We start from the raw sequence: 26,802 nt of genomic DNA, 5'->3' as shown, positions 1-26,802 counted from the left end.
CTGCCGCCTTTAACACTGTTCTGTTACTTAATTATACGCTTGTACTTGATACGCTTCGGCTCCAGCGCTTCAGCGCCGAGGGTGCGCTTCTTGTACTCTTCGTATTCAGTGAAGTTACCTTCGAAGAATTCGATGTTGCCTTCATCCTGGTAGTCCAGAATGTGGGTCGCGATGCGGTCGAGGAACCAGCGGTCATGCGAGATCACCATCGCGCAGCCTGGGAACTCCAGCAGGGCGTTTTCCAGCGCGCGCAGGGTTTCGATATCCAGGTCGTTGGTAGGTTCATCCAGCAGCAACATGTTGCCGCCAACCTGCAGCAGCTTGGCGAGATGCAGACGACCACGCTCACCGCCCGACAGCTCACCGACGCGTTTACCCTGATCGACGCCTTTGAAGTTAAAGCGGCCGACGTAGGCGCGGCTTGGCATTTCGGTGTTGCCTATACGCATGATGTCCTGACCGCCGGAGACTTCTTCCCACACGGTTTTGGAATTATCCATGCTGTCACGGAACTGATCCACTGACGCCAGTTTGACGGTATCGCCCAGCACAATGCTGCCGGAATCAGGCTGTTCCTGACCGGACATCATGCGGAACAGCGTCGATTTACCGGCGCCGTTCGGACCGATGATGCCGACAATCGCCCCTTTCGGTACGGAGAACGAGAGATCGTCGATCAGCACGCGGTCACCGTACGATTTACGCAGGTTGCTGACTTCCAGCACTTTGTCACCCAGACGTGGGCCAGGCGGAATAAACAGTTCGTTGGTTTCGTTACGCTTCTGGTATTCGGTGTTGTTCAGCTCTTCGAAGCGCGCCAGACGGGCTTTGCCCTTAGACTGACGGCCTTTAGTACCCTGACGAACCCACTCCAGCTCTTTCTCAATCGACTTGCGGCGGGCCGCTTCAGAAGAGGCTTCCTGCGCCAGACGCGCATCTTTCTGCTCCAGCCAGGAAGAGTAGTTACCTTCCCACGGGATGCCTTCGCCACGGTCCAGCTCCAGAATCCAGCCGGCAACGTTATCAAGGAAGTAACGGTCGTGGGTAATCGCCACCACGGTGCCTTCGAAGTCGTGCAGGAAGCGTTCCAGCCAGGCGACAGATTCGGCGTCCAGGTGGTTGGTTGGTTCGTCGAGCAGCAGCATGTCTGGCTTTTCCAGCAGCAGACGGCACAGTGCGACGCGGCGACGTTCACCCCCGGAGAGAGTGGCGATTTTCGCCTCCCAGTCTGGCAGACGCAGCGCATCTGCCGCACGTTCCAGTTGGGTATTCAGGTTGTGGCCATCATGTGCCTGGATAATCTCTTCCAGACGGCCCTGCTCAGCGGCCAGTTTGTCAAAGTCCGCGCCCTCTTCGGCATACAGCGCATAGACTTCGTCGAGGCGTTTTAACGCGCCAACCACTTCAGACAGCGCCTCTTCAACGGACTCGCGCACGGTATGTTCGAGGTTAAGCTGCGGCTCCTGCGGCAGGTAGCCAATCTTGATGCCAGGCTGCGGACGCGCTTCCCCTTCGATATCTTTATCGATGCCGGCCATGATACGCAGCAGGGTGGATTTACCCGCGCCGTTCAGGCCGAGTACGCCGATTTTGGCGCCCGGGAAGAAGCTAAGGGAGATGTTCTTCAGGATGTGTCGCTTCGGCGGAACGACTTTGCCGACGCGGTGCATGCTATAGACGAATTGAGCCACGTTGTATTGAGCCTCTGGGTCTGTTGGTCATTTGGATGATGTCGAAGTTTAGCCTTTTTCACCGTCTAATCACAGTCGGGCCGCGGCGAATATTCCGATGCGTGCCGCAGTTCGGGATAACTGTTTGATTTCCGCACAACCCCGACACTATGCTGCTTTTTTGCCTTAAAAACCGGGAGAGTGACGATGAGAGTATTGATCGCAGCAGATGAACACGCCTGGGGCGGATTGATTCCGTCTATTCGTCAGCGGCTACCGGACGTGGAGTTTGTCGCCTCGGCAGGCCACGCCGCCGAAAGTCTCGCCGGCTTCGATGCGTTGATCCCCGGCATGTGCAAAGTGGACGCGGCGCTGCTGGCGACCGCCGATCGCTTAGCGCTGATCCAGCAGGCGGGCACCGGGCTGGAGGGGATCGACATCGCGGCGGCGAAACAGCGCGGCATCATGGTCGCCAATGTGCCGTCCGACAGCTCAGGCAATGCCGATTCGGTGGCAGAACTCGGTATCTGGATGATGATTGGCCTGGCGCGTCGCTATCACGAAATCGCTGATTGCCTGGCGCAGCAGCAGCTGGGCCAGCCGGTCGGCCTGGGATTGAAGGGCAAAACGGTCGGGCTGGTCGGTTTAGGCGGCATCGGCAAAGCACTGGCGGCGCGGCTCAGGCCGTTTGGCATGCGGATGATCGGCGTCAGGCGTGAAGCCGATGCGGCTTTCGCTCACCAGCACGGCCTGGCGTGGCTGGGTGACATGACACAACTGCCGCAGCTGTTGCAGCAGGCCGATTTTGTGGTGCTCAGCCTGCCGGATAACCCGCAGACTCACCAGATTATTGACGCCACGGCGCTGGCGCAGATGAAACCGCAGAGCTTTCTGATCAACCTTGGTCGCGGTGGATTAATCGACAAAGCGGCCTTTCTCAGCGCGCTGAAAAACCGGTCGCTGGCCGGGGCCGGGCTGGATGTATTCTGGCAGGAGCCGCCCGATCCGCAGGATGAGGTGTTTCGCTATAACGTCATCGCCACGCCGCACATTGGCGGCGTCACGGATATCTCTCTGGCGGGCAACCTGAGCGGAGTGTGTGACAACCTGCGCCGCCTGCGTGACGGCGAAGCGGTGGCAAACCGCTGGGCGTGAACTTACGGCAGGCGCAGCGGAATCGCCTGTTGTGCCAGCCAGTCCTGCAGCGCCTGATCGGGCGCGCTGTCACTGACCAGCAGATCAAAGCGGCGCAGTTCGGCGATGCGGGCCGGCAGCACCTTGCCATATTTGCTGCTGTCAGCCACTAAAATGCACTGACGCGCCCGCAGCATCGCGTGGTGCTTCATCGCCAGCTCATTGGTGTTGTAGCAGGTTGCACCCTGATCTTTGTCGATCCCGGCCGCCGAGATAAACGCCAGCGTCGGACAGAGATCGTCGAGGATCGAATGGCCGCCGATCGGTGTGAACAGCGCATTATCCGCGTGGAACTCGCCGCCACTGAGGATCACATTGCAGGCCGGTTTCTCCTTTAACGCCAGGAAGGTATTCATAGCGCAGCAGATCGCGGTAAACGGCAGGGTGTCCGGGATCGCATCGACGATATAAGGCAGGGTGGTGCCGCAGTCGAAAAATACCGTGTCATTTTCACCGATCAGGCTAGCCGCAGCCTGGGCCAGCCGCTGTTTTCGGGCGGCATTCTGACCGTGCTGATCGGTAACAAAGTAGTGGCTGGCGTGGCTCTTCGGGTCGCTGACGATATAGCCGCCCAGCAGCACCACGCTGGAGGCGGGCTCGCTAAGATCGCGGCGAATGGTCATTTCTGACACGCCAAGCAGTTGAGCTGCGTCTTTCAGATGCAGTTTATCGGTGCGTTTAAGCGCCTGAGTCAGCTTGTGGATACGTTCGTCGCGCCGGGTTTCCATGGTCATCTCTGTCTGTTCAGTATCCTGCTGGGCTGATTGAGGGAGCCGGAAACCGGCGTAATCATCGCGACAAACCTAACAGATTTTAAGGAGTTGCGTCCTCTCCGCCAGGCTGATTTTCAATCTTACCTGCAACGGCTAAACCCCGCAAACCTCATCCGCTACCGTCCGGCGGTGATATCAAACCGGCCAGGCGGCGTCCGGCGCGGTGGTGTCCGGTAATGTCTGATTGTTACAATCGTAACACGATGAGCGGCCGTAATTCGGCATATATTGGCAGATCTGCGCCTTCAGGATGTGGTTTTTATCACATATTTAACCTTTGAGAATTGTTATTGTTAATTTTATAACATTTGATGGTTAAAAAACATCCGGAGAAAACAGTCATGGATATCGCGGTCATCGGCTCAAACATGGTCGACCTGATTACCTATACCAACAGCCTGCCGAAAGCGGGCGAAACCCTTGAAGCACCCGATTTTGCCCTTGGCTGTGGCGGAAAGGGGGCTAACCAGGCGGTTGCTGCCGCCCGAATGGGCGCGAAAGTGATGATGGTCAGCAAAGTGGGCGACGATCTGTTTGCGCCCAATACCGTGGCGAATCTGCAACAGCAGGGCGTGGATACCCGCTTCGTCACTACGGCGGCGGGCACCTCAAGCGGTGTGGCACCGATCTTTGTCGACGATCGGTCACAGAACCGCATCCTGATTATTAAAGGTGCCAACCAGCAGCTGAAGCCGGCCGATATCGACGCCGCCGCTGAGGCGCTGAAAGCCTGCCAGCTGATCATTCTGCAGCTGGAGATCCCGCTGGAAACGGTCTATTACGCCATCGATTTTGCCCGTCAGCATCAGATAAAAGTGATCCTGAACCCTGCGCCAGCGGTGGCCGATCTCGACATCCACTACGCCTGCAAGTGTGACTTCTTTATGCCTAATGAAACCGAACTGGAGATCCTCACCGGTCTGCCGGTAGCCAGCGATGAGGAGGTGATCGCTGCCGGGCGGTCGCTGCTGAAGCGCGGTCTGAAAAACCTGATTATCACACTGGGCAGCCGCGGTTCGGTATGGATGAACGGCGATACGGTGCACCGGGTGGCGGCAACGCCAGTCCGGGCGGTCGACACCAGCGGTGCCGGCGATGCCTTTATCGGCTGTTTTGCTCACCTGCTGGTTAAAACCGGCGATATCGCGGCCGCCATGACCCAGGCTTCGGCCTATGCCGCCTGCAGCGTGACCGGACGCGGGACCCAGCGCGCCTATCCCGACGCAGAGGGTTTTCAGCGCTTTCTTAATCTTCACTGAGGTGATGCTATGCAACAGAAAATTGTTCAGCAATCGGATGGCTACCTGAATAAAACGCCGCGCTTTCAGTTCATTCTGCTGTCGTGCCTGTTTCCGCTGTGGGGCTGCGCTGCCAGCCTTAACGATATCCTGATTACCCAGTTCAAAAGCGTCTTCGCCTTAAGCGATTTTGCCAGCGCGCTGGTACAGAGTGCCTTTTACGGCGGCTATTTTCTGATTGCGATCCCGGCGTCACTGGTGATCCGCAAAACCAGCTACAAGCTGGCGATCCTGACCGGGCTGGCGCTCTACATCCTGGGCTGCGTGGCGTTTTATCCCGCCTCGCACATGGCGACCTACACCATGTTTCTCGCGGCGATCTTTGCCATCGCCATCGGCCTGAGCTTTCTGGAAACCGCGGCCAATACCTACAGCTCAATGATTGGGCATCGGGATCACGCAACTCTGCGGCTCAACATCAGCCAGACGTTCTATCCGATTGGCGCACTGATGGGCATCGTGCTGGGTAAATATCTGGTGTTCCAGGAGGGGGACAGCCTGCAGAGCCAGATGGCGACCATGACCGCTGAACAGGCGCATGCGTTTCGCCTGACGATGCTGGAGCATACGCTGGAACCCTACAAATATCTGGTGATGGTGTTAGTGGTGGTGATGCTGCTGTTTATGTTCACCCGCTATCCGCGCTGCAAACCGCAAAGTAACGAAACATCGCTGCCTTCACTGGCGGAGACCTTTCGCTATCTGGCGACCAACCGTCACTTTAAACGCGGCATCGTGACGCAGTTTCTCTATGTCGGGATGCAGGTAGCGGTCTGGTCGTTCACCATTCGTCTGGCGCTGACGCTGGGCGCAGCCAATGAACGTCACGCCTCTAACTTCATGATCTACAGTTTTATCTGCTTCTTTATCGGCAAGTTCGTGGCGAACTTCCTGATGACCCGTTTCCGCGCTGAAAAAGTGCTGATCGCCTATTCGGTGCTGGGGGTGCTGACGCTGGCTTATGTGATGCTGGTGCCTGACTTTACCGCCGTTTACGCCGCGGTGTTCGTCAGCGTGCTGTTTGGTCCCTGCTGGGCGACCATTTACGCCGGTACCCTGGCGACGGTCGATAATAAGTATACCGAAGTGGCAGGGGCGTTTATCGTGATGGCGATTGTCGGTGCAGCATTTGTGCCCGCGCTGCAGGGGCTGGTCTCAGACTCGGTTGGCTCAATGCAGCTGGCGTTTGGCGTCTCGCTGCTCTGCTTCGCCTGGGTCGGTTTTTACTTCTATGGCGAACTGCGCCACAAGAAACAGACCGTGTCCGGCGGTCGTCTGGTGGAGGATGCATCATGAAAACCCGTTTACCGTTGCGCCGTGAGCAGTTTCATTTTACCCCTGAGGTTCTGCTGCAGAGCGATGACTTCCGGGTGGAACTGTTCCGTTATCCGGCGGGGATTGAAGCGGTGCGGATCCATAACCGGCGCGGGTCGGTGACGGTGCTGCCGTTCTTTGGTCAGATGATCTGGGATGTGCAGTTTGAAGGGCATACGCTGACCATGGGCAACAGCTTTAAGCAGCCGCTGCCCGGCAATTCGATCATCGACACTTACGGTTGTTTCGCTTTCCACTCCGGACTGCTGGCTAACGGCTGTCCGTCGCCCGAGGACGATCATCCGCTGCATGGCGAAATGCCCTGCGCCCGGATGGACAGTGCGTGGCTGCTGCTGGACGCGGATACGCTGTCGCTGGAGGGCGAGTGTGAATATGTCAAAGGCTTCGGCCATCACTATCTGGCCGCACCGGCGGTACGCCTGCACGCCGATCGGCCGCGGCTGCAGATTGAGATGACGGTCACCAATCTGGCCGGTGCGCCGATGCCGTTGCAGTATATGTGTCATCTCAACAGCAGCTGGATTGCGCAGGGACGTTTCCGGCAGTCGATCCCGGATCGGGCATTCCGGCTGCGCACCTCAATACCGGCACATTTACGGCCGACGCCCGCCTGGCGCGACTACACCGCACGGCTGGCGCAGGATCCGCAGGCGTTGCAGCAGCTCGATCAGCCACAGTTATGCGATCCGGAGATCGTCTTTTTCGCCGACGATCTGCCGCAGTATGGCGATGAGGTGCAGTTTGAGCTGCACGCGCCGGCGGGATACGCCATGATGACGCGCTTCTCTACCGCTCAGTTTCCTCACGCCACCCGCTGGCTGCTGCACAATGCCGACCAACAGGTCGCGGCCTATATCCTGCCGGCCACCTGTCGGCCGGAAGGGTTTCTGGCGGCGCAGCAGGCGGGCAGCTTAATCACCCTCGCCAGCGGCGAACAACGCCACTTTTCCGTCGAGACCGGATTGCTGTAAACCCGATGCGCGGCCTAAATCGCCACCAGGCCGCGCACGCCATCGGCTTCCATGCTGTCGCCGCGGCCACGCTGCACGATTTCACCGCGCGACATCACCAGATAGCTGTCCGCCAGTTCAGCCGCAAAGTCATAAAACTGCTCAACCAGCAGGATCGCCATATCCCCGCGCTGCGCCAGCTGACGGATCACCGCGCCGATCTCTTTGATCACCGACGGCTGGATCCCTTCGGTTGGCTCATCCAGGATCAACAGCTGCGGCCGACAGGCCAGCGCCCGGCCGATCGCCAGCTGCTGTTGCTGGCCGCCGGACAGATCGCCGCCGCGCCGCGACTTCATGGCAAACAACACCGGAAACAGCTGGTAGATCTCATCCGGCACCTGGCGAGCCTGCGATGCCGGAAAGCGGGACAAACCGAGCAGCAGATTCTCTTCCACCGTCAGCCGCGGAAAAATCTCCCGACCCTGTGGCACGTAAGCAATGCCGGACTGCACCCGCTGGTGCGGTTTACGGCCGTTAAGCTTCTGCTGCTGCCAGCGGATCTCACCCGATTTAGCCGGGATTAACCCCATCAGACATTTCAGCAGCGTGGTTTTGCCCACGCCGTTGCGGCCCAGCAGGCAGGTGATCTCGCCCACTTTTACCTCAAACGACAGGCCACGCAAAATATGACTGCCGCCATAATATTGATTCAGTTCAGTAACCTGTAACATCTTATCGCCCCAGATAAACGTCGATAACCTGCTCATTGGCCTGCACATCACGCAATGATCCTTCGGCCAGTACCTGACCCTGATGCAGCACCGTCACGTGGTCGGCAATGGTTTCGACAAAGCCCATATCGTGCTCCACCACCATCAGCGAATGCTTACCCGCCAGGTTGCGGAACAGCTCGGCGGTGTAGTCCGTTTCAGCGTCGGTCATTCCCGCCGCTGGCTCATCCAGCAGCAGCAGGTGCGGCTCCTGCACCAGCAGCATGCCAATCTCCAGAAACTGCTTCTGGCCGTGCGACAGCAGGCCCGCGCTACGCTGTCGTTCTGCGCCGAGCCGCAGCAGCTTCAGCACCTCATCGATCCGATCCTGCTGCTCGCCATTGAGGCGCGCGCGCAGACTGGCCCACACCGTTTTTTCGGCTTTCAGGGCGATCTCAAGATTCTCGAACACGGTTAACGCTTCAAACACCGTTGGTTTCTGGAACTTACGGCCGATCCCGGCACGGGCGATCTCAACCGGCGACAGGCGGGTAAGATCGCTGTCCTGATCGTAGATCACCCGCCCGGAATCGGGCCGCGTCTTACCGGTGATCACATCCATCAGCGTGGTTTTGCCCGCGCCGTTGGGGCCGATCACGCAGCGCAGTTCGCCGACGCCGATCTGCAACGAGAGATCGCTCAGGGCGCGGAAGCCGTCGAACGAGACGCTGATCTTCTCCAGTTGCAGCACCGGATCGCGCTGCGCCCGATGGCGATCCGCCGGATGAGGTTGAGTAAACAGTGCGTCAGTCATGTTTCCTCCGGCGCAGCAGGCCAATCACGCCGTGCGGCAGAAACAGCGTCACCAGGATGAACATCAGGCCGAGGAAAAACAGCCAGTATTCCGGGAAAGCGACAGTGAAAAAGCTGCGCGCGCCGTTAACAATCGCGGCACCCAGCAGTGGGCCGATCAGCGTACCGCGCCCCCCCAGCGCCACCCAGATGGCGGCTTCAATCGAGTTGGCTGGCGACATCTCGCCGGGATTAATGATCCCGACCTGCGGTACGTAAAGCGCCCCGGCCAGTCCGCACAGCATCGCCGACAGGGTCCAGACAAACAGCTTAAAGCCGCGCGGATCGTAGCCGCAGAACATCAGGCGGTTTTCGGCGTCGCGCACCGCAGTCAGCACCCGGCCAAACTTGCTGCGTGCCAGTGCGAAACCGATCGCCAGGCTCAGCAACAGCAATCCTACCGTGGCGATAAACAGGCCGATGCGGGTGCCGGTCGCGCTCACTGAAAAGCCGAGCAAGGTGGTAAAGCCGGTGAAACCGTTGTTGCCACCAAAGCCGGTTTCATTACGGAAAAACAGCAGCATACCGGCGTAGGTCAGCGCCTGGGTGATGATCGAGAAGTAAACGCCTTTGATGCGGGAACGGAAGGCAAAAAAGCCAAATACCAGCGCCAGCAATCCCGGTGCCAGTACGCTGAGGCACAGCGCCCAGGCGAAGTGCTCGGTTCCGCTCCAGAACCACGGCAGCTCACGCCACGACAGAAAGGACATAAACGCCGGTAAGCCTTCACCTGCCGCCTGGCGCATCAGATACATGCCCATCGCATAACCACCGAGAGCAAAAAACAGGCCGTGACCCAGCGACAGTAATCCGGCGTAACCCCACACCAGGTCGAGGGCCACTGCCACCACCGCATAGCAGAGGATTTTGCCGATCAGCGTCAGGGTATAGGTGGAGATCGCCAGCGGATGGCCGGCGGGCAGCAGCGCCAGAAACGGCATCACCAGCAGCGCCAGAGTGACCACCATGCCGATGCTGAGGGTCAGGCGCGGCGCTTTGCGCGCGGCGCGGAGCGTTATGGGTTGCGTCATCAGTCAGTCACCCTTCCTTTCACCGCAAACAGTCCCTGAGGACGTTTCTGGATAAACAGCACGATAATTACCAGAATCAGGATCTTGCCGAGCACCGCGCCGATCTGCGGTTCCAGCACTTTATTAACAATGCCGAGGCTGAAGGCAGCGACCACGGTGCCCGCCAGCTGGCCGACGCCGCCCAGCACCACCACCAGAAACGAGTCGATAATGTAGCCCTGTCCCAGTTCTGGCCCGACGTTGCCGAGTTGCGACAGCGCCACGCCGCCCAGTCCGGCAATACCAGACCCCAGACCAAACGCCAGCATATCGACCCGGCCGGTCGGCACGCCGCAGCAGTCGGCCATGGCGCGATTCTGCGTAACGGCGCGCACGTTCATGCCAAGACGGGTGCGATTCAGCAACAGCCAGGTGAGTGCCAGCACAAAGATCACAAACAGAATCACGGCGATGCGGTTCCACGGCAGCACCAGGTTAGGCAGCACCTGCAGTCCGCCTGACAGCCACTGCGGATTTGCCACTTCGAGGTTTTGCGCACCGAACAGCATGCGCACCGCCTGAATCAGCATCAGGCTGATACCCCAGGTTGCCAGCAGCGTTTCCAGCGGGCGACCGTAAAGATGGCGGATCACCGTGCGTTCCAGCGCCATTCCGATGGCGGCCGTCACCATAAACGCCACCGGCAGTGCCAGCAGCGGATACCAGGCCAGGTAGTGCGGCGCAAACTGCTGAAACAGGCTCTGTACCCACCAGGTGGCATAAGCACCGAGCATCAGCATTTCACCGTGCGCCATATTGATTACGCCAAGCAGACCGTAAGTGATCGCCAGTCCCAGCGCCGCCAGCAGCAAAACCGAGCCCAGCGACAGGCCGCTGAACGCCTGACCCAGCAGATCGCCCCACATCAGGCGTTTCTGAATCTGTTGCAGGCTGTCGGCGGCGGCGGCACGCACCGTGGCGTCCGGTTCGTTCGCCGGCTGGGTTAAGCGTTGCAGGCTGGCCTGAGTATTGGGATCGCTGGATTCGCCCAGCAGCTTAACTGCCTTCAGCCGCACCATCGGCTGGGCATCTGCCAGCTGCAGGTTGGCCAGCGCCAGCGCCAGTGCGGCATGCACCCGGCTATCTTTTTCGGCGGCCAGCCGCTGCTCAATCAGCGACAGCTGATCGGCCGCGCCGTCATTTTGCAACTGTCGCGCCGCGCGCAACCGCAGTCCGGCATCGTCGCTCACCAGCTGATGCGCCGCCAGCGCGCCGTTGACCAGCACCCGCAGCCGGTTGTTCATAAACAGTTTTTTCAGGCTGCCGTTCGGCTGTGGCTGGGCATCCAGCGGCAGCAACCTGCTGCCCTGCTGGCTGAACGGCTGTTTATTCTGGTCGATGACCACGTTTTCGGCGTGCAGCGCTTCCAGCAGCGGTAACCGGCTGCTGTCTGGCGCGGCAGCCCACTGTTGCAGCAGCGTCGCCTGCTGGCTACGGCTGGCAGCGGCGAAGTCTGCCGCCGGTCCGGCACTGGCAAACAGCGGCATCAGCAGCAGCAGGCTGAAAAGGCAGCGGCAAAGGTTCATAGAGAGGACCTCGTTAAATGGATGGCAGCGGACGACCTGATTTGCCGTACGCCATCAGCGCAACGGGCAGGCGCCGGTCGGCAGAGCCGCAGACCGGCACGTCACGCGCTTACTGCGCGGCTTTCACCGGGTGGTCGGGCTTCTTATCATTACCGGCTATGTACGGGCTCCATGGCTGAGCGCGTACCGGTTGATCGGTCTGCCACACCACGTTGAACTGACCGTTCTCTTCCACTTCACCGATCATCACCGGCTTATGCAGATGGTGGTTGGTCTGATCCATGGTCAGGGTAAAGCCGTCTGGCGCTTTGAAGGTCTGACCGGCCATCGCCGCCCGTACTTTATCCACGTCGGTGGTGCCAGCTTTTTCTACCGCCTGCGCCCACATATGAATACCGACATAGGTCGCTTCCATCGGATCGTTGGTGACCACGCTGGCGGCATTCGGCAGGTTGTGGGCTTTGGCATAAGCACGGTAGTCAGCGACAAATTTAGCGTTGGTCGGGTTATCGATTGACTCAAAATAGTTCCACGCCGCTAACTGACCGACCAGCGGTTTGGTATCGATACCGCGCAGCTCTTCTTCGCCCACCGAGAAGGCGACCACCGGAATATCGGTGGCTTTAATGCCCTGATTAGCCAGCTCTTTATAGAACGGAACGTTAGAGTCGCCGTTGATGGTGGAAACCACCGCTGTTTTGCCGCCGGCAGCAAACTTTTTGATGTTTGAGACGATGGTCTGGTAATCGCTGTAACCAAACGGGGTGTAGACCTCTTCGATATCTTTATCCTGGACGCCCTTACTGTGCAGGAAGGCACGCAGGATCTTGTTGGTCGTGCGGGGATAGACATAATCGGTGCCGAGCAGGAAGAAGCGTTTAGCACTGCCGCCATCCTCGCTCATCAGGTATTCAACCGCCGGGATCGCCTGCTGGTTGGGCGCTGCGCCGGTATAGAACACGTTAGGTGACATCTCTTCGCCCTCATACTGCACCGGATAGAACAGCAGGCCATTCAGCTCCTCAAACACCGGCAGCACCGATTTGCGCGATACCGAGGTCCAGCAGCCAAACACCACCGCCGCCTTGTCCTGGGTCAGTAGCTGTCGTGCCTTCTCGGCAAACAGCGGCCAGTTAGAGGCGGGATCGACCACCACCGGCTCCAGCTTTTTCCCCAGCACGCCGCCTTTGGCGTTGATCTCATCGATGGTCATCAGCGCCACATCTTTGAGTGGCGTTTCCGAAATCGCCATGGTCCCTGACAGGGAGTGCATGATGCCGACCTTAATGGTGTCAGCCGCCTGCGCGCCCCAGGCGAGGCCGATGCTGGCAACGGTAGCGGAGAGAGCAAAAGCCTTGAGCAATGAACGTCTTTTCATCGTGTTAAAACCCCTCAATGTTGTGTTTGTTATTCAATGGGTTGAAGCCGGGCCTGCTGGAGTCGGTGCAAAGTAATTTTCCTGACTTCCGCCTTGCTGACGGCGATGTGGTCAGTCAGGATGCGTTGTGCCTCCTCGGTCTGTTGCTGAAAAATTGCCTGTAAGATCTGTTCATGCTCCTGATAGGTGGCGGTTATCCGATCGTCAGAGGTGAAGTCGAGACGGCGGATAATGCGGATTTTCTCCGTCAGTTCGGCGTGAATACGCGCCATTTCCGGATTACCCGCAGCGGCCACCAGCGTCATGTGAAACGCCTCATCGTGCTGCGATACCGTCAGGCCGGCGGTCAGTCGCTCCGCCTGGCACCAGAAGCGCGTCAGCCCGGTTAACAGGGCGCTGCACTGGGCGGCGGGCAGGGCGCACAGCCGTTTTACCGCTTCACACTCCAGCACGGTTCGCAGGTCATACAGCGCTTCGAACCAGGCGAAATCGAAGTTCCTGATCTGCCAGCCGCTGCGGAACCAGACTTCAACAAAGCCTTCGCGTTCCAGCCGGAACAGCGCCTGACGTACCGGCGTGCGGCTGACCGCCATCCGCCCGGCAATTTCACTTTCACTGAAGCGATCGCCGGGCATCAGGCGAAAGGCGAAAATCTCCTCCTTCAGCGCCTGATAAACCCGTTCCGCCAGCGCTTCCGGGCGGGCTTTCGGGGAGGGAGACTGCATCGTCATGGTGACTCCTTATTCCAGCCACAGCAGGGTTTCGCCCGGACTGACCGGACGGCCCGCCTGGCAGGCAATGCGTTTCACCTGACCACTCCGGGGAGCGACAATCGCCAGCTCCATCTTCATCGCTTCGACGATAACCAGCGTCTGACCGGCGCTGACCGTTTCACCCGGCTGCACCAAAACTTTCCAGATGTTGCCGTTCATATCGGCCTGCACCGCCAGCGCGCTGTCATCCTGCTCAGCGATCGGGGGCGGCGGGTCCAGCGTCGGCGGCGCACTCTGCTCTTCCTGCGCCCACAGCGTCACCTCCTGCTCAAACGCGGCGGCCTGACGCTGGCGGAATGCGGCGATATCATCAGCGTTGTCCGCCAGGAACTGCTGGTGGGCAGCAAAATCAAACAGCGTCTCTTCGATCCGCAGGCTGGCGCGGCCTTCGCGGAAATCTTCCCGCAGCTGCGTCAGCTCGGCTTCACTCACCGGATAGAAACGCACCTGATCGAAGAAGCGCAGCAGCCACGGCTGTTCGGCGGCAAACTGGGGATTTTTCAGGAAGGTGTTCCAGATCGGTAACGTCCGGCCGACCAGCTGATAGCCGCCGGGTGAGTCCATGCCATAGATGCACATGTACATGCCGCCGATGCCGACCGTGCCTTCGGCGGTGAAGGTGCGGGCCGGGCTGTATTTGGAACTCAGCAGACGATGGCGCGGATCGATGGGCACTGCACAGGGTGCGCCAAGATAAACGTCGCCCAGTCCTAGCACCAGATAGCTGGCGTTGAACAGGGTGTCTCTGACCTGTTCACGCTGGATTAAGCCGTTGATGCGCTGAATAAAGTCAACGTTGTTCGGCAACCAGGGAGCGCAGGCGCGTACCGTTTCCTGGTAGCGCGCTACCGCGCCGAGGGTGGCGCTGTCTTCAAACGCCATTGGCATCCACACCACTCGCGACGGCACTTTCAGCGTGCTGACATCGCCCAGCGTCGCCTCCAGCCCCAGCAACAGCGACATCAGGTCGGACTGGCTGATGATGCGGCTGTCGTAGCGCACCTGCAGTGAACGCACGCCGGGTGACAGCTCTTCTACGCCGGGCACCGCTCGTTCGCTCAGCGCCATCATCAGCAGGTGAACGCGCAGTCGCAGCGCCAGATCCAGCACGTTGTCGCCATATTCAATCAGCACATATTTGTCACCGGCCTGACGGTAGACCGCTTGCGGCGTGGTTGCGGTGGCGTCAATCGCCGCCAGTATGGTCGCGGAGCCGCTGGCGGTTTCGGCCAGCGACGGCACGGCAAACGTCGGCGCATGGTGCGGACGCAGGGTGGCGATCACCTGCTGCTGCGCCTTTTCTCGTGCCAGCGCGTCATCGGCACTGATCGGATGGAAACGAATGCGATCGCCTGGTTTAACCTGACCGACTTTCCACAGTTCGGCTTTGGCGATGGTCACCGGACAAACGAATCCGCCGAGGCTCGGGCCGTCGTGCGTCAGGATCACCGGAAAGTCACCGGTAAAATTGATGGCGCCAATGGCATATTCACAGTCGTGAACGTTAGAAGGGTGCAGGCCCGCCTCGCCGCCGTTGGCGCGGGTCCAGCTCGGTTTCGGACCGACTAACCGCACGCCGAGACGGTTGGAGTTGTAATGTACCTGCCAGTCGCTGGCAAAGAATTCGTCGATGGCAGCCTGGGTGAAGAAGTCTGGTGCGCCGTGCGGACCGTAGAGCACGCCGATACGCCATTCGGTGCCGTAGTGCGGAATCAATGCGGCATCAAGCGCCTGAGGGGCGCTGACCGGAGGCGGAGTGGTGCAGGCTGCCAGCGCAGGCCGGGAGATCGGCAGCATATCCGCAACCCGCAGCGTCCGTCCGGCATGGCCGCCAAACTGACCCAGCGAGAAGGTGCTGCGGCTGCCGAGATATTCCGGTACGTCGAAACCGTTGCGTACCGCGAGGTAGCCGCGGCAACCCTGCTGCGCGCGGCCCAGTGCCAGGGTTTGTCCCGCTTTCACCGTCAGCGGCTGCCAGTTGCTGACCGGTTCGCCATCCAGCGTGGCTGCGCAGTCAGCGCCGGTCAGTGCCACCGTCGCATCAGTGTGGAAGCGCAGCGTCGGGCCCTGCAAGGTAAACTCGAGGCCGGCCGCCGATTCGTCATTGCCGACAATCCGGTTCGCCAGACGGAAGGCGAAATCATCCATCGGACCAGACGGCGGAACGCCAATATCCCAGTAGCCGAGGCGGCCCGGATAATCCTGAATCGAACTGAAGGTACCCGGCTGCAGCACTTCAATCACCGGGGCGGCCGGGGTGAAACTGTCGAGAAAGCGTGTCCAGACCGTGCCGCTGTGAAAGGCCTCAGTCGCCACGATCTGGCGCAGGTAGTCGAGGTTAGTGGCGATGCCGTGCAGCTGGGTGGCATCCAGCGCCTGCTGCATTTTTGCCAGCGCCGCCTCGCGGCTGTCGGCATGTACAATCAGCTTCGCCACCATCGGATCGTAGAAGCTGGAGACTTCGCTGCCGGTTTCAATGCCGCTGTCGATGCGCACGCCAGCGGGAAAGCTGACGGCGGTTAACAGGCCGGGGCTGGGCTGGAAGTTCTTCAGCGGATCTTCCGCGTAGAGTCGCACTTCAATGGCGGCACCCTGGGGAGCCTGCTGCAGGCGCGGCCAGTCAATCTCATCGCCCGCCGCCACTTTTAGCATGCACTCGACCAGATCCAGCCCGGTCACGCATTCGGTAACCGGATGCTCAACCTGCAGACGGGTATTCACTTCGAGAAAGTAAAACGCCTGCTGGGTGACGTCGTAGATGTACTCCACGGTGCCGGCGCTGCGGTAGTTGACCAGCTGGCCCAGACGGACCGCCGAGGCCAGTAGCGCGTCACGCGTGGCCGGGGACAGGCCCGGCGCCGGGGTCTCCTCTACCACCTTTTGATTACGGCGTTGCAGCGAGCAGTCGCGCTCACCCAGCGCCACCACGGTGCCGCGGCCATCGCCGAAAATCTGCACTTCAACATGACGCGCGCGATCGATGCAGCGCTCCAGAAAGACGCCCGCGTCACTGAAAAACTGTTCGCCGAGGCGGCGCACGCTCTCCCAGGCACTGGCTAACGCGGCGGCATCGGCGCAGCGCGTCAGACCAATCCCACCGCCGCCGGCGGTACTCTTCAGCATCACCGGATAGCCGATCTGTTCGGCGGCCTGCAACGCCGTCTCCAGCGAATCCAGCAGCGGCGTGCCGGGCGTCATTGGCACACCGGCTCGCGCGGCCAGTTCACGGGCGCGGTGCTTCAGGCCGAACTCACCGATCTGCTGTGCCGTCGGGCCGACAAAAGCGATTCCCGCCTGCTCACAGGCTTCGGCGAACGGCAGGCTCTCTGACAGGAAGCCGTAGCCTGGCCAGATAGCGTCAGCACCGCTCTGCTGTGCCGCTGCCAGAATTTTGTCGATGCGCAGATAGCTGTCGCTGGCTTTATCGCCGCCCAGCGCAATCGCCACATCGGCCTGCTTAACGTGCTGCGCATTACGGTCGGCATCGGAGTAGACCGCCACGCTTTTCACGCCGAGGCGCTTCAGGGTACGGATGGCGCGACAGGCAATTTCGCCGCGGTTGGCAATTAATACGGTGCTGAACATGGTTCAGAGACTCCCTTGTGTCGCCAGCCAGTTGCGCCAGCCGCCAGTTTCGGTAATTTCCAGCGCGTTGTTCAGCGCCGAGCCTTCACAGATAAAGCCTTTCACTACCCGACCGTCTGCCAGCGTCAGGCTGCCGATGCCCAGCGGTGGCGGGATTTCTGCCACGAACTCGCCAAAGCGCGCCAGCGGGATATCCCACAGCTCGACGGTGATGGCGGCACCGCGTTCATCGCGCATCAGGCCCGGTTTTTTGATCGCACCGTCCAGCAGTGCGAACAGCCGATAGTGAGCGGCTGTTTGCGTCTCCTCTACCCACACCGCATCCCGGCTGGTCAGCTGGAAATTGAGCGGCATATCGGTGAGGTGAGCGCCGACCACCGCAATACGCACGTGATCGGAGGAGGGCGGCAGGGCGCGCGATCGGGTGGGCTGTGGCTGGCCGGTGGCACCGAGCGGCAGCGCCAGTTGCTGCTGCCAGCGCAGACCGAACTCAGCCAGTGCACGATCGTGCCAGGCGGGTGCGATCAGCGTGATGCCCGCCGGTAAATCGTCATTGCGGAACGGACCGGGCAGCGCCAGCGCGGCGAGGTCGGCCAGATTGGTGAAGTTGGTATAGGTGCCGAACTGCGAGTTGTAATGCACCGGCTCCTGAGCCATCTCCGCCAGCGTGTGGATGGTGGGGGAGGTCGGCACCACCAGCGCGTCAAACTGCGCCAGGGTCTGCTGAATTTGTCGCGTCAGCTCGGCCCGCAGGTACTCCGCCTGATAAGCCTCAACGGCGCTGTATTTCAGGCCGCTGGCGACGATGCCGTGCACCACCGGGTCCATCTCAGCCGGACGTTGCAGCATCTCGCCGACTGCGGCGGTGCGCTCGGCTACCCAGGGACCGGAATAGAGCTGCTCAGCCAGCTGGCGGAACGGAGTGAAATCAATCGGATGCAGCGTCACGTCCGCCACCAGCAGCGCTTCCAGCGCCTGATCCCAGGCCGCTTCGGCCGCCGCATCATCAAAGAATTCGGGATTGGCCGGTACGGCAAAATGTGGATGAGCGGGCAGGCTGGCCGGGGCCGTATGCGGATTGACGCGCGAATAGGCGTCACCGGCGTCGAATCCCCCGGCGAGGCTGGCGACGGTAAAAGCGTCTTCCACCGTCAGCGCGAACACCGACAGGGTGTCATTCAGCCGGCAGGCTGGCACCACGCCGCGGGCAGAGAACCAGCCTTTGGTCGGTTTCAGACCGACAATATTGTTAAACCCGGCCGGGACCCGACCCGATCCGGCGGTGTCGGTACCGAGGGAGAAGCCGACCAGCCCGCGCGCCAGTACCGAAGCTGAACCGGAGCTGGAGCCGCCACTGACGTAGTCGGCATCAAAGGTATTAGTGACCGCGCCATACGGCGAGCGGCTACCGACCAGGCCGGTCGCGAACTGGTCAAGGTTGGTTTTGCCGATCACCACCGCGCCGGCGGCTTTCAGCCTGGCGACCACCGTCGCATCATTGTCAGCGATGTAAGTGAAGGCCGGACAGGCGGCGGTGGTCGGCCAGCCAGCGACATCGGTGTTGTCCTTGACGGCGAACGGGACGCCAAACAGCGGCAGCGACGCCGGATCGCGTTGAAACTGTGCCAGCAGCGGTTCCAGCTGCGCCATCAGCTGCGCCGGCGTGGCAAGATAGATCCAGGCATTATCCTGCGGATCCAGCGCCGCCAGATGGGACGCCAGCAGCGGAATGACCTGCTGTGGGGCCAGTTGCAGCCGTTGCTGCCAGTCGTGAAGGGTCAAGCCAAAGGTCGAAGCCATACGATGAATTCCAGCTGGTATACAAGATGGAGTTCAACAGAGCAAAGGCTGTGCCATTTTTTTAACACCCTGATTCAACGGGTTATCCGCGTTTGTCATAAGAATTTGTGATGATTATTTGCACAATGGCGGCGCAGGAGGCGGGCGATAGCGGTGCGTTTAGTCCTGCCGTGCGTAAATTTTGTGAAGAACATGGCAAGAGCCGGGTGGCCTGGTTAGCATGAAGGGAGTCTGGCAACTCGCCGACGCCCAGCAACAGAGGAGATTTACGTGGTGAAGTGGCGTAACTGGATGGTAGGGATCTGCCTGGTCGGCACGGCCAGCAGCGCATGGGCCGATTCGCTTGATCAACAACGACAGCGTTATCAACAAATTAAACAGGCCTGGGACAGTAACCAGATGGCCACGGTGGATCAACTGTTGCCAACGCTACAGGATTATCCGCTCTATCCTTATTTGCAATATCGCCTGCTGGCGCAGGATCTCGATCAGGAGACCAGCCTGGCGGTACAAAACTTTATCCGACAATATCCGACGTTGCCGCCGGCGCGATCGCTCAGCACCCGTTTTATCAACGTGCTGGCGCATCGTCAGGACTGGCAGGGCGTGCTCAACTTCAGCCCGACCGAGCCGAAACCGGTGCAGGCACGCTGTAACTGGTACTACGCCAAATGGGCCACCGGTCAGCAGCAGGCGGCCTTTGACGGTGCCAAACAGATCTGGCTGCGCGGCACGGCGCTGCCCAATGACTGCGATAAACTCTTCTCGGTATGGCAATCCTCTGGCCAGCTCTCACCGATCACCATTCTCGAACGTATCCGGCTGGCGATGAAAGCCGGTAACGACAGCCTGGTGAGCTTCCTGGCGAAAACGCTGCCGGCTGATTACCAGACCATGTCTGACGCGATCCAGGCGTTGCAGCAGGACCCGCTGACGGTCAGCACCTTTGCCAGCGCCGTCGGGCCAACAGACTTTACCCGCCAGGCGACGATCTACGCCTTCACCCGGGTCGCCCGCCAGGATATGGAGAATGCCCGCAGCCTGATCCCGATTCTGGTGCGGGCGCAGAAGATGGGGCCGGAAGATGAGCAGGCGCTGAAAGAGATTGTGGTATGGCGCATGATGGGCAGCGATCTGACATCGGAACAGGCGCGCTGGCGTGATGCGGTAGTCATGAACAGTGAATCGACCGCGCTGGTGGAGCGCCGGGTGCGGCTGGCGCTCAGCCAGCACGATCGACGCGGCCTGAATACCTGGATCGCCCGTCTGCCGCTGGAAGCCAAACAGAAAGATGAATGGCAGTACTGGCAGGCCGATCTGCTGTTTGAGAAAGATCGTAAAGAGGAAGCGGAAGAGATCCTGCGCAAGCTGATGCGGGCTCGCGGTTTCTATCCAATGGTGGCGGCGCAGCGGTTAGGCGTCGATTATCCGCTGCAGGTTGATGAAGCACCGAAGCCGGATAGCGCAACGGTGCAGGGCGCAGAACTGGCCCGGGTGCGTGAACTGATGTACTGGGGTCTGGATAACCTGGCGCGCAGCGAATGGGCCAACCTGATTGCCAGCCGTCCGCACAATCAGCAGCAGATGCTGGCGCGTTACGCTAACGAGCAGGACTGGTGGGATCTCAGCGTGCAGGCCACCATTACTGCGAAGATGTGGGACAGCCTGAAAGAGCGGTTCCCGCTGGCGTGGCAGAGCGTTTATCAGCGTAATACTCAGGATAAGCAGATTCCACCGAGCTACGCGATGGCCATTTCACGTCAGGAGAGCGCGTGGAACCCGAAAGCACGTTCACCGGTCGGAGCCAGCGGCCTGATGCAGATTATGCCCGCCACTGCGGCACATACCGTTAAGATGTACAACATGCCGGGCTATGCGAACGCCAGTCAGCTGCTGGACCCTGAGACCAATATTCAGATCGGCACCCAGTATCTGGAGTATGTCTACCAGCAGTTTGGTCAGAACCGGATCTTCGCCTCGGCGGCTTACAATGCCGGTCCCGGCCGGGTACGTAGCTGGCAGAAAACCAGTGGCGGTAATCTCGATGCGGTGGCGTTTATTGAGACCATTCCATTCTCAGAAACCCGCGGCTACGTGAAGAACGTGCTGGCGTATGACGCCTACTATCGTCACTTCATGGGCCAGCCTGACAAGATCCTGTCAGATGGCGAGTGGAATCGCCGTTACTAGCTGTGCTAAGCTTCCGTACTCTTTAGCGAGTACGGAAGCCTCTTCATGACCCAACCTGATTCTCACGCCACCGAAGATAGCTGGCATCGCTTTGTTGCGCTGATGCAGCAGGCCTTTGCTGACGGCCATGCGCTGCCGCTGATGCAGCTGATGATGACGCCAGATGAGCGCGAAGCCTTTGGCACCCGTCTGCGGATTATTGAAGAGCTGATGAACGGCGAGATGAGCCAGCGCGAGCTGAAAAACGAGCTTGGCGTCGGCATCGCGACCATCACACGTGGCTCAAACAGTCTGAAAGAGGCGCCACCGGAGCTGAAACGCTGGCTGGAAGTGCGCCTGGGTCGCGGCTGATTACTGCTGATAAAGCGGATGAACAAACGGGCAGAGCGCCAGAATCAGTGCCTGATGATAGACGCTGGAGCGGCTGAGCAGACCCTGAGTAAAGGCACCAATCGCGCCGCCCTGCTGTTTAATATTCTCAATGCCGGTTAACCGTGCCATCTCTTCGCCCAGTTCGCGGCCTTCACGCAATCCAGCCAGTACCACCGGCGGCAGGGTGAAGCTGGCCGAACGCGATTCTCCCCGCTGTTTCTGATTTTCTACCACCATCCAGGCGAAGGCGCAGTCATCTTCAATGCCGGCCTCGATGGCCACCCAGAATGCCGCTTCAGGTCGGACCTGTCGCGCATTCATCACGCGCTGGCGTGCGCCGGTTCGCGTTTCAAGGTGGGTTAACGGTTGTGCTGCAACGCCACTATCGACCTCGACCCCCTCAATATGGCAGGATCCCTCGCCGAAAACGTCGTTGAATGCCTGCGCAATCGCGCGAATCTTCGCTGGGTTGGTGGTGGCTGCGACAACATGGTACATAATTGATTGAACCCTTAGGTGATTAAGAGCCTATCCCATCGGGCTATTTTATTTGGCAGTCTGAAGTTGGGCAGTGCTCACAATCCTCACGTACTCCGTGTACGCTCCGGTTGTTTCGCGCTATCCGTGTCCAGACTGGCTGCAACAATGACGCCTGATGGGGGGAGGCTCTAAGGCGATTTTTGTCGCAGTATAACGGAAACTAAGCATGCTACAGGTCTATCTTGTTCGTCACGGTGAAACGGTATGGAATGCGGAACGCCGCATTCAGGGTCAGTCCGACAGTCCGCTGACGGAAAAAGGTGAGCAACAAGCCCATCAGGTGGGAGAACGCGTCAAAAAACTGGGCATTACGCACGTCATCTCCAGCGATCTCGGGCGTACACGTCGCACTGCTGAGATCATTGCTGATGCCTGTGGTTGCGTGGTGACGCTCGATCCCCGGCTGCGCGAACTGAACATGGGAGTGCTGGAGAAGCGCCCGCTGGATGAGTTAACCGCCGAAGAGGAACAGTGGCGCGCCACGCTGGTTAACGGCACGGAAGGGGGACGTATCCCGGAAGGTGAGTCGATGACCGAGATGGCGGAGCGGATGCATCAGGCGCTGAATGCCTGTCTCGGACTGCCTGCCGGCAGCCGGCCTCTGATTGTCAGTCACGGTATGGCGCTGGGCGTGCTGGTCAGCACCATCCTCGGCCTGCCAGCGCATGCGGAACGGCGCCTGCGGCTGCGCAACTGCTCGATCTCACGCGTCGATCATCAGCAGAGCGCCTGGCTGGCAGAAGGCTGGGTGGTGGAAACCGCCGGGGATATTTCCCATCTGGATGCGCCTGCGCTCGATGAGCTGCAACGCTAACGACGGTGAAGCGCCTCTGCCGTCGTGATGACGGCAGAATCGCTTAGTTGCCGGCGGGCTGGCGACGAATCGGAATCAGATATTCACACTGGATTTCGGATGGCGGCTCGCTGCGCTTTTTGCCACCGTGGGTGTAGAAGCGTTCAATATCCTGTCCCTGACGGCGGGTCAGCCCCAGCGTTGGCATACAGGTGCCGTACAGCAACAGGATAAACTCCTGCAGCTCGACGCGCGGCCCGGTGTAGGTGAACTGCACATAGTCGCCCGCTTCGAGGATCACGCTCTGGCCGGAGTGCAGGTTCATTGCGCTGTCGGCCGGCACCGCCGTGGTATAGAGAATTTCCTGCTCGTCATCCTTATCCTGACTGGCGCGCACCTGATGCAGGCCATACAGCACCGGCGGCACCGTGTCGGTTTCCAGCAGGAACTGCTTCCAGAAGTGGATGCGCATTTCGTCGCGGTAACTGGAAATCTGTTCCAGCGTACAGGTGTAATTCTGGGTTTGACCCACCAGCACCGTTTCCGGCAAGGTGACAAACGTCGGTTCAGGCTGCTTCTCATCGCTGAGGCGAATCGGCGGACGAATACCGAATGAGTTCCACTCCGAAGAGCGACGATACCAGGCCGGCGTCTGATTAAACTGCTTTTTAAACGCGCGGGTGAAGGTCTGCTGCGAGTCGAAACGATACTGCAGGGCGATGTCCAGAATCGGACGGCTGGTCAGGCGAAGCGCGACCGCGGCTTTTGACAGACGCCGCGCACGAATATAAGCGCCTATCGCGTGGCCGGTGACGTCCTTGAACATCCTTTGTAAATGCCATTTAGAGTAACCGGCTTTCAGGGCAACGTTATCCAGTGAAAGGGGTTGATCCAGATGGCTCTCCAGCCAGACAAGCAAATCGCGAATGATACCGGCTTGGTCCATAAAACATCCTCATACTCTGGTGGTGCAGCTAAACGCAGTCGTCGAATAATAGCACTAAATGCTCAAAAGGCGTGGGCAGCTTTCTCGGGAAGATTGTGCTACGTCAGTGCGGGCTTAAACCCGTTTTGGTTTGGTCATTAACTCGATTGACAGTACATTACAGTCACATCTATTCCATTTGCAATGGTAACTCCATGACAATATCTCGCCTTATGATCGCCGCATTTGCCACCCTGACCTTTTCCAGCCCGCTGCTCGCCGAGGAGATCGGCTCGGTAGATACGGTATTCAAGATATTTGGCCCCGACCATAAAATTGTCGTTGAGGCTTTCGATGATCCCGATGTTAAAAATGTAACCTGTTATATCAGTCGGGCGAAAACCGGAGGCATTAAAGGCGGATTGGGTCTGGCGGAAGATACCTCGGATGCGGCAATCTCCTGTCAGCAGATCGGTCCGGTCGAGCTGAGCGACAAGATTGCGCAGGGCAAAGCGCAGGGCGACGTGGTGTTTCGCCAGCGCACCTCGCTGATCTTCAAGAAGCTGCAGGTTGTACGCTTCTTCGATAAAAAGCGCAACGCCTTAGTCTATCTGACCTACTCCGACAAAGTGGTGGAAGGCTCGCCGAAAAATGCGCTGAGCGCCGTACCAATAATGCCGTGGCACTAAGGCAAAAAAAAACGCCCGTCAGGGCGTTTTTTCTCTGCGCAGCGATTAGTCCTGCAGATCACCGCAGAAGCGATAACCTTCACCGTGAATGGTGGCAATAATCTCTGGCGTGTCCGGCGTGGATTCGAAATGCTTACGGATCCGGCGGATGGTGACGTCAACGGTGCGGTCATGCGGCTTGAGGTCGCGACCGGTCATTTTTTTCAGCAGATCCGCACGGGTCTGGATCTTGCCCGGATTCTCGCAGAAGTGCAGCATGGCGCGGAATTCACTGCGCGGCAGCTTATAGTGTTCACCGTTCGGGTTGATCAGTGAGCGGCTGTTGATATCCAGCTCCCAGCCGTTGAACTTATAGCTTTCAACCTGACGACGCTCTTCGCTTGGCAGCGCCAGATTCATGGTGCGTGACAGCAGGTTACGGGCTCGAATCGTCAGTTCACGCGGGTTAAATGGTTTAGTGATGTAGTCGTCAGCGCCAATTTCCAGACCGAGAATTTTATCGACTTCGTTATCACGGCCGGTCAGGAACATCAGGGCGACGTTAGCCTGTTCGCGCAGTTCACGGGCCAGTAACAGGCCGTTTTTACCGGGCAGGTTGATGTCCATGATCACCAGATTGACGTCATTGTCGGTCAGCACCTGATGCATTTCAGCACCATCAGTCGCCTCATACACCACATAACCTTCCGCCTCAAAAATACTTTTGAGGGTATTACGCGTGACCAGTTCGTCTTCAACGATAAGAATGTGCGGGGTCTGCATGTTTAGCTACCTAAAATTTGCCAACAAATTGAAAACAGGGCGTACATCGGTATGGCGTTCTTCATCATCGAGAGCGGCGGACCGTGCTGAACCGTTGTATGGAATACTATTTTGATAAGCCATCTATCAACGTCAACAACAGGATTAGCTCAGCCAGTCAGGATGAAAATTGCATGCCCCGTGAGAGAATAATAATGGCGCATATCCTAACTGCATTAACAGCAACCTAACAGCACCAACTACAACCGATAAGCATAAAAACAACGCTTCGTTGACTTATATCAAATGCAATTGTAGCACGTTAACACTTTTGTGAAAAACTTCTCGTAGATTGCCTGCTTAGCTCACAAAAAGCAGCTTTTTCGCTACATTTATGACGGACAAATCGCAAACTAAAACCGGCCGGCAATGATATTTTATCTTATTGAATTAAAAAAACTTTATTAACCTTTCGTCAAGAACAGATGCTTAAGGCCGAAAAGGCCACCGATCGATGATTTTAACCAGTTTTCACATCCTGTTTTCTTATTCTCAGCGGGCGGCTTAATCATTAACAGCCGTGTTAATATGGCGTTATGTCAGCAAACCAATGGAATAAACATGCTTTTCCCCCTGATTCTCGTCTCGCCTGCACGGGCTGAAAATATTGGCGCTGCGGCGCGTGCCATGAAAACCATGGGCTTTAGCCAGCTGCGGATTGTCGCCAGCGATGCCTGGCAGGAGCCGGCTGCACGCCGGGTTGCACATGGCGCCGGTGATATTCTCGATAACCTTCAGACGTTTGCGACCCTGGCCGAGGCGTTAGCTGACATCGATTTCTCCGTAGCGACCACCGCGCGCAGCCGGGCAAAGTTCCGCTACTATGCCACGCCTGAACAGGTCGAAACCCAGCTACTGGAAAAACGGCAGTGGGTAAACAGCATGGCGCTGGTGTTTGGCCGCGAAGACAGTGGGCTGACTAACGAGGAGCTGGAGCAGGTTGATCTGCTGACCGGTATCCCGATGGCAAATGACTACCCGTCGCTGAATCTGGGGCAGGCGGTGATGGTTTATTGTTACCAGTTGGCGAAGCTGAATCAGATTGCGGCACCGGTGGTAACAGCGGCAGATGGGCAGCAGCTGCAGGCGCTGCGTCAGCGTTTTCACCAGTTATTGCAATCGCTGGAGGTCAGTGACGACGAGAAAATGGCAGACTGGATCGATCAGCGTATTGGCCTGCTGGAACAGCGTGACAGCGCGATGCTGCATCGCCTGCTGCACGACATAGAAAAAAAACTTATAGATAAATCCTCGGGAAAAAGCTGATTTCACAGCAACAGATCGTAGAGAATTTTAGCAAGGCAAACGATCGCACACCATTTTGCGCTTTCACAGGCAGCTGTGCGCAGTGATGGAAATTTGAGCTTCGGACAAATTCGTTGACTTAACGTGCGCTTTGCTTTACTTCTGAAAGCCAGACGGACAGACAAAAACAGACAGAAAATAAATCTTAATGCGTAAAATCAGCCTGAACACCACAATTATTACCACCACCATTACCACAGGTAACGGTGCGGGCTGACGCATACAGGAAAAAACAGAAAAAAGCCCGCACCTAAACAGTGCGGGCTTTTT

At 58.8% G+C, this 26,802-nt stretch carries 23 protein-coding genes and 1 other annotated feature (1 of these 24 running past the window's edge); of the genes, 10 read left to right on the top strand and 13 right to left on the bottom strand.

What is annotated here, in order from left to right:
* Positions 1–23: 23 nt before the first annotated feature.
* Positions 24–1,691 carry an energy-dependent translational throttle protein EttA gene (gene ettA / locus ACLIBF_RS18015; RefSeq protein ID WP_072051008.1) on the bottom strand — a complete coding sequence of 556 codons (1,668 nt, stop codon included), beginning with the start codon at positions 1,689–1,691 and terminating at the stop codon, positions 24–26.
* A gap of 186 nt (positions 1,692–1,877) precedes the next feature.
* Here ettA and ACLIBF_RS18010 point away from each other — a divergent pair, with 186 nt between their 5' ends.
* Complete coding sequence (locus ACLIBF_RS18010) at positions 1,878–2,825, top strand: 2-hydroxyacid dehydrogenase (protein WP_031376041.1); 948 nt, start codon at positions 1,878–1,880, stop codon at positions 2,823–2,825.
* Between the two features lie 2 nt (positions 2,826–2,827).
* Here the strand turns inward: ACLIBF_RS18010 and deoR are convergent, their stop codons facing one another.
* Positions 2,828–3,592, bottom strand: coding sequence for a DNA-binding transcriptional repressor DeoR (gene deoR, locus ACLIBF_RS18005; RefSeq protein ID WP_031376040.1), 765 nt, complete (start codon positions 3,590–3,592; stop codon positions 2,828–2,830).
* Positions 3,593–3,978: 386 nt separating this feature from the next.
* On the opposite strand from deoR, the gene rbsK reads away from it, so the two are divergent.
* Genes rbsK through ACLIBF_RS17990 form a run of 3 tightly spaced genes read left to right on the top strand, consistent with a single transcriptional unit; the run spans position 3,979 to position 7,241 of the window.
* Positions 3,979–4,896, top strand: coding sequence for a ribokinase (gene rbsK / locus ACLIBF_RS18000; RefSeq protein WP_031376039.1), 918 nt, complete (start codon positions 3,979–3,981; stop codon positions 4,894–4,896).
* Between the two features lie 9 nt (positions 4,897–4,905).
* Positions 4,906–6,231, top strand: a complete 1,326-nt coding sequence (gene fucP, locus ACLIBF_RS17995) for an L-fucose:H+ symporter permease (RefSeq protein WP_046289179.1) — start codon at positions 4,906–4,908, stop codon at positions 6,229–6,231.
* On the top strand, positions 6,228–7,241 hold the full coding sequence (locus ACLIBF_RS17990; RefSeq protein WP_069728459.1) for an aldose 1-epimerase family protein: 1,014 nt from the start codon (positions 6,228–6,230) through the stop codon (positions 7,239–7,241). Before fucP ends, ACLIBF_RS17990 begins: the two co-directional genes overlap by 4 nt.
* A 14-nt stretch (positions 7,242–7,255) precedes the next feature.
* Here ACLIBF_RS17990 and urtE read toward each other — a convergent pair whose 3' ends face one another.
* From urtE to atzF, 8 genes are all read right to left on the bottom strand, one after another.
* On the bottom strand, positions 7,256–7,954 hold the full coding sequence (urtE, locus tag ACLIBF_RS17985; RefSeq protein WP_031376037.1) for an urea ABC transporter ATP-binding subunit UrtE: 699 nt from the start codon (positions 7,952–7,954) through the stop codon (positions 7,256–7,258).
* 1 nt (position 7,955) lies between these two features.
* A complete protein-coding gene (gene urtD, locus ACLIBF_RS17980) occupies positions 7,956–8,747 on the bottom strand; it encodes an urea ABC transporter ATP-binding protein UrtD (RefSeq protein WP_031376036.1) in 792 nt (263 codons plus the stop codon).
* Positions 8,740–9,816, bottom strand: a complete 1,077-nt coding sequence (gene urtC / locus ACLIBF_RS17975; protein ID WP_031376035.1) for an urea ABC transporter permease subunit UrtC — start codon at positions 9,814–9,816, stop codon at positions 8,740–8,742. Before urtC ends, urtD begins: the two co-directional genes overlap by 8 nt.
* A complete protein-coding gene (urtB, locus tag ACLIBF_RS17970; RefSeq protein WP_089561358.1) occupies positions 9,816–11,381 on the bottom strand; it encodes an urea ABC transporter permease subunit UrtB in 1,566 nt (521 codons plus the stop codon). The genes urtC and urtB overlap by 1 nt, the downstream gene beginning before the upstream one ends.
* 109 nt (positions 11,382–11,490) lie before the next feature.
* The gene (urtA, locus tag ACLIBF_RS17965; RefSeq protein WP_031376034.1) at positions 11,491–12,759 is read right to left on the bottom strand and encodes an urea ABC transporter substrate-binding protein; all 1,269 of its coding nucleotides are present in this window, start codon (positions 12,757–12,759) and stop codon (positions 11,491–11,493) included.
* Positions 12,760–12,788: 29 nt separating this feature from the next.
* Positions 12,789–13,490 (bottom strand): GntR family transcriptional regulator, encoded by a 702-nt coding sequence (locus tag ACLIBF_RS17960; RefSeq protein ID WP_031376033.1) that lies wholly within the window; start codon positions 13,488–13,490, stop codon positions 12,789–12,791.
* A 9-nt stretch (positions 13,491–13,499) separates the two neighbouring features.
* Positions 13,500–17,117, bottom strand: a complete 3,618-nt coding sequence (gene uca / locus ACLIBF_RS17955) for an urea carboxylase (protein ID WP_279810090.1) — start codon at positions 17,115–17,117, stop codon at positions 13,500–13,502.
* A 3-nt stretch (positions 17,118–17,120) separates the two neighbouring features.
* A complete protein-coding gene (gene atzF, locus ACLIBF_RS17950; protein WP_448310211.1) occupies positions 17,121–18,917 on the bottom strand; it encodes an allophanate hydrolase in 1,797 nt (598 codons plus the stop codon).
* Between the two features lie 270 nt (positions 18,918–19,187).
* Between atzF and sltY the strand changes: the two genes are divergently transcribed.
* On the top strand, positions 19,188–21,107 hold the full coding sequence (sltY, locus tag ACLIBF_RS17945) for a murein transglycosylase (RefSeq protein ID WP_031376030.1): 1,920 nt from the start codon (positions 19,188–19,190) through the stop codon (positions 21,105–21,107).
* Between the two features lie 45 nt (positions 21,108–21,152).
* Positions 21,153–21,458 carry a trp operon repressor gene (gene trpR, locus ACLIBF_RS17940; protein ID WP_448310210.1) on the top strand — a complete coding sequence of 102 codons (306 nt, stop codon included), beginning with the start codon at positions 21,153–21,155 and terminating at the stop codon, positions 21,456–21,458.
* Here trpR and yjjX read toward each other — a convergent pair whose 3' ends face one another.
* Positions 21,459–21,977 (bottom strand): inosine/xanthosine triphosphatase, encoded by a 519-nt coding sequence (gene yjjX, locus ACLIBF_RS17935; protein WP_031376028.1) that lies wholly within the window; start codon positions 21,975–21,977, stop codon positions 21,459–21,461.
* A 208-nt stretch (positions 21,978–22,185) separates the two neighbouring features.
* Here yjjX and gpmB point away from each other — a divergent pair, with 208 nt between their 5' ends.
* Complete coding sequence (gpmB, locus tag ACLIBF_RS17930; protein WP_279810087.1) at positions 22,186–22,833, top strand: 2,3-diphosphoglycerate-dependent phosphoglycerate mutase GpmB; 648 nt, start codon at positions 22,186–22,188, stop codon at positions 22,831–22,833.
* A gap of 43 nt (positions 22,834–22,876) precedes the next feature.
* Here gpmB and robA read toward each other — a convergent pair whose 3' ends face one another.
* Positions 22,877–23,758 (bottom strand): MDR efflux pump AcrAB transcriptional activator RobA, encoded by an 882-nt coding sequence (gene robA / locus ACLIBF_RS17925; protein WP_031376027.1) that lies wholly within the window; start codon positions 23,756–23,758, stop codon positions 22,877–22,879.
* A 194-nt stretch (positions 23,759–23,952) separates the two neighbouring features.
* Between robA and creA the strand changes: the two genes are divergently transcribed.
* Complete coding sequence (gene creA, locus ACLIBF_RS17920; RefSeq protein WP_031376026.1) at positions 23,953–24,426, top strand: protein CreA; 474 nt, start codon at positions 23,953–23,955, stop codon at positions 24,424–24,426.
* A gap of 45 nt (positions 24,427–24,471) precedes the next feature.
* Here creA and arcA read toward each other — a convergent pair whose 3' ends face one another.
* Positions 24,472–25,188 carry a two-component system response regulator ArcA gene (arcA, locus tag ACLIBF_RS17915; RefSeq protein WP_046289182.1) on the bottom strand — a complete coding sequence of 239 codons (717 nt, stop codon included), beginning with the start codon at positions 25,186–25,188 and terminating at the stop codon, positions 24,472–24,474.
* Positions 25,189–25,788: 600 nt separating this feature from the next.
* Between arcA and ACLIBF_RS17910 the strand changes: the two genes are divergently transcribed.
* Positions 25,789–26,493 (top strand): tRNA/rRNA methyltransferase, encoded by a 705-nt coding sequence (locus ACLIBF_RS17910; protein WP_069728452.1) that lies wholly within the window; start codon positions 25,789–25,791, stop codon positions 26,491–26,493.
* Positions 26,494–26,680: 187 nt separating this feature from the next.
* Positions 26,681–26,749, top strand: a complete 69-nt coding sequence (thrL, locus tag ACLIBF_RS17905; protein WP_071591720.1) for a thr operon leader peptide — start codon at positions 26,681–26,683, stop codon at positions 26,747–26,749.
* Positions 26,688–26,802: a sequence feature (Thr leader region), on the top strand; it runs 4 nt beyond the window's last position. It overlaps the preceding gene by 62 nt.

The organism is Pantoea sp. PGP6, from assembly GCF_053474785.1.
The sequence above is the reverse complement of the archived record's forward strand: the minus strand, read 5'-3'. Positions and strand labels throughout refer to the sequence as shown.

What these genes read in the sequence shown, in the direction of transcription:
- deoR (WP_031376040.1), bottom strand. Translation starts at nt 3,592, where the DNA reads ATGGAAACCCGGCGCGACGAACGTATCCACAAGCTGACTCAGGCGCTT.
- rbsK (WP_031376039.1), top strand. Translation starts at nt 3,979, where the DNA reads ATGGATATCGCGGTCATCGGCTCAAACATGGTCGACCTGATTACCTAT.
- uca (WP_279810090.1), bottom strand. Translation starts at nt 17,117, where the DNA reads ATGTTCAGCACCGTATTAATTGCCAACCGCGGCGAAATTGCCTGTCGC.
- atzF (WP_448310211.1), bottom strand. Translation starts at nt 18,917, where the DNA reads ATGGCTTCGACCTTTGGCTTGACCCTTCACGACTGGCAGCAACGGCTG.
- creA (WP_031376026.1), top strand. Translation starts at nt 23,953, where the DNA reads ATGACAATATCTCGCCTTATGATCGCCGCATTTGCCACCCTGACCTTT.
- gpmB (WP_279810087.1), top strand. Translation starts at nt 22,186, where the DNA reads ATGCTACAGGTCTATCTTGTTCGTCACGGTGAAACGGTATGGAATGCG.
- fucP (WP_046289179.1), top strand. Translation starts at nt 4,906, where the DNA reads ATGCAACAGAAAATTGTTCAGCAATCGGATGGCTACCTGAATAAAACG.
- urtD (WP_031376036.1), bottom strand. Translation starts at nt 8,747, where the DNA reads ATGACTGACGCACTGTTTACTCAACCTCATCCGGCGGATCGCCATCGG.
- urtA (WP_031376034.1), bottom strand. Translation starts at nt 12,759, where the DNA reads ATGAAAAGACGTTCATTGCTCAAGGCTTTTGCTCTCTCCGCTACCGTT.
- arcA (WP_046289182.1), bottom strand. Translation starts at nt 25,188, where the DNA reads ATGCAGACCCCGCACATTCTTATCGTTGAAGACGAACTGGTCACGCGT.
- urtC (WP_031376035.1), bottom strand. Translation starts at nt 9,816, where the DNA reads ATGACGCAACCCATAACGCTCCGCGCCGCGCGCAAAGCGCCGCGCCTG.
- ACLIBF_RS17960 (WP_031376033.1), bottom strand. Translation starts at nt 13,490, where the DNA reads ATGACGATGCAGTCTCCCTCCCCGAAAGCCCGCCCGGAAGCGCTGGCG.
- urtE (WP_031376037.1), bottom strand. Translation starts at nt 7,954, where the DNA reads ATGTTACAGGTTACTGAACTGAATCAATATTATGGCGGCAGTCATATT.
- ACLIBF_RS18010 (WP_031376041.1), top strand. Translation starts at nt 1,878, where the DNA reads ATGAGAGTATTGATCGCAGCAGATGAACACGCCTGGGGCGGATTGATT.
- yjjX (WP_031376028.1), bottom strand. Translation starts at nt 21,977, where the DNA reads ATGTACCATGTTGTCGCAGCCACCACCAACCCAGCGAAGATTCGCGCG.
- trpR (WP_448310210.1), top strand. Translation starts at nt 21,153, where the DNA reads ATGACCCAACCTGATTCTCACGCCACCGAAGATAGCTGGCATCGCTTT.
- ACLIBF_RS17910 (WP_069728452.1), top strand. Translation starts at nt 25,789, where the DNA reads ATGCTTTTCCCCCTGATTCTCGTCTCGCCTGCACGGGCTGAAAATATT.
- ACLIBF_RS17990 (WP_069728459.1), top strand. Translation starts at nt 6,228, where the DNA reads ATGAAAACCCGTTTACCGTTGCGCCGTGAGCAGTTTCATTTTACCCCT.
- robA (WP_031376027.1), bottom strand. Translation starts at nt 23,758, where the DNA reads ATGGACCAAGCCGGTATCATTCGCGATTTGCTTGTCTGGCTGGAGAGC.
- urtB (WP_089561358.1), bottom strand. Translation starts at nt 11,381, where the DNA reads ATGAACCTTTGCCGCTGCCTTTTCAGCCTGCTGCTGCTGATGCCGCTG.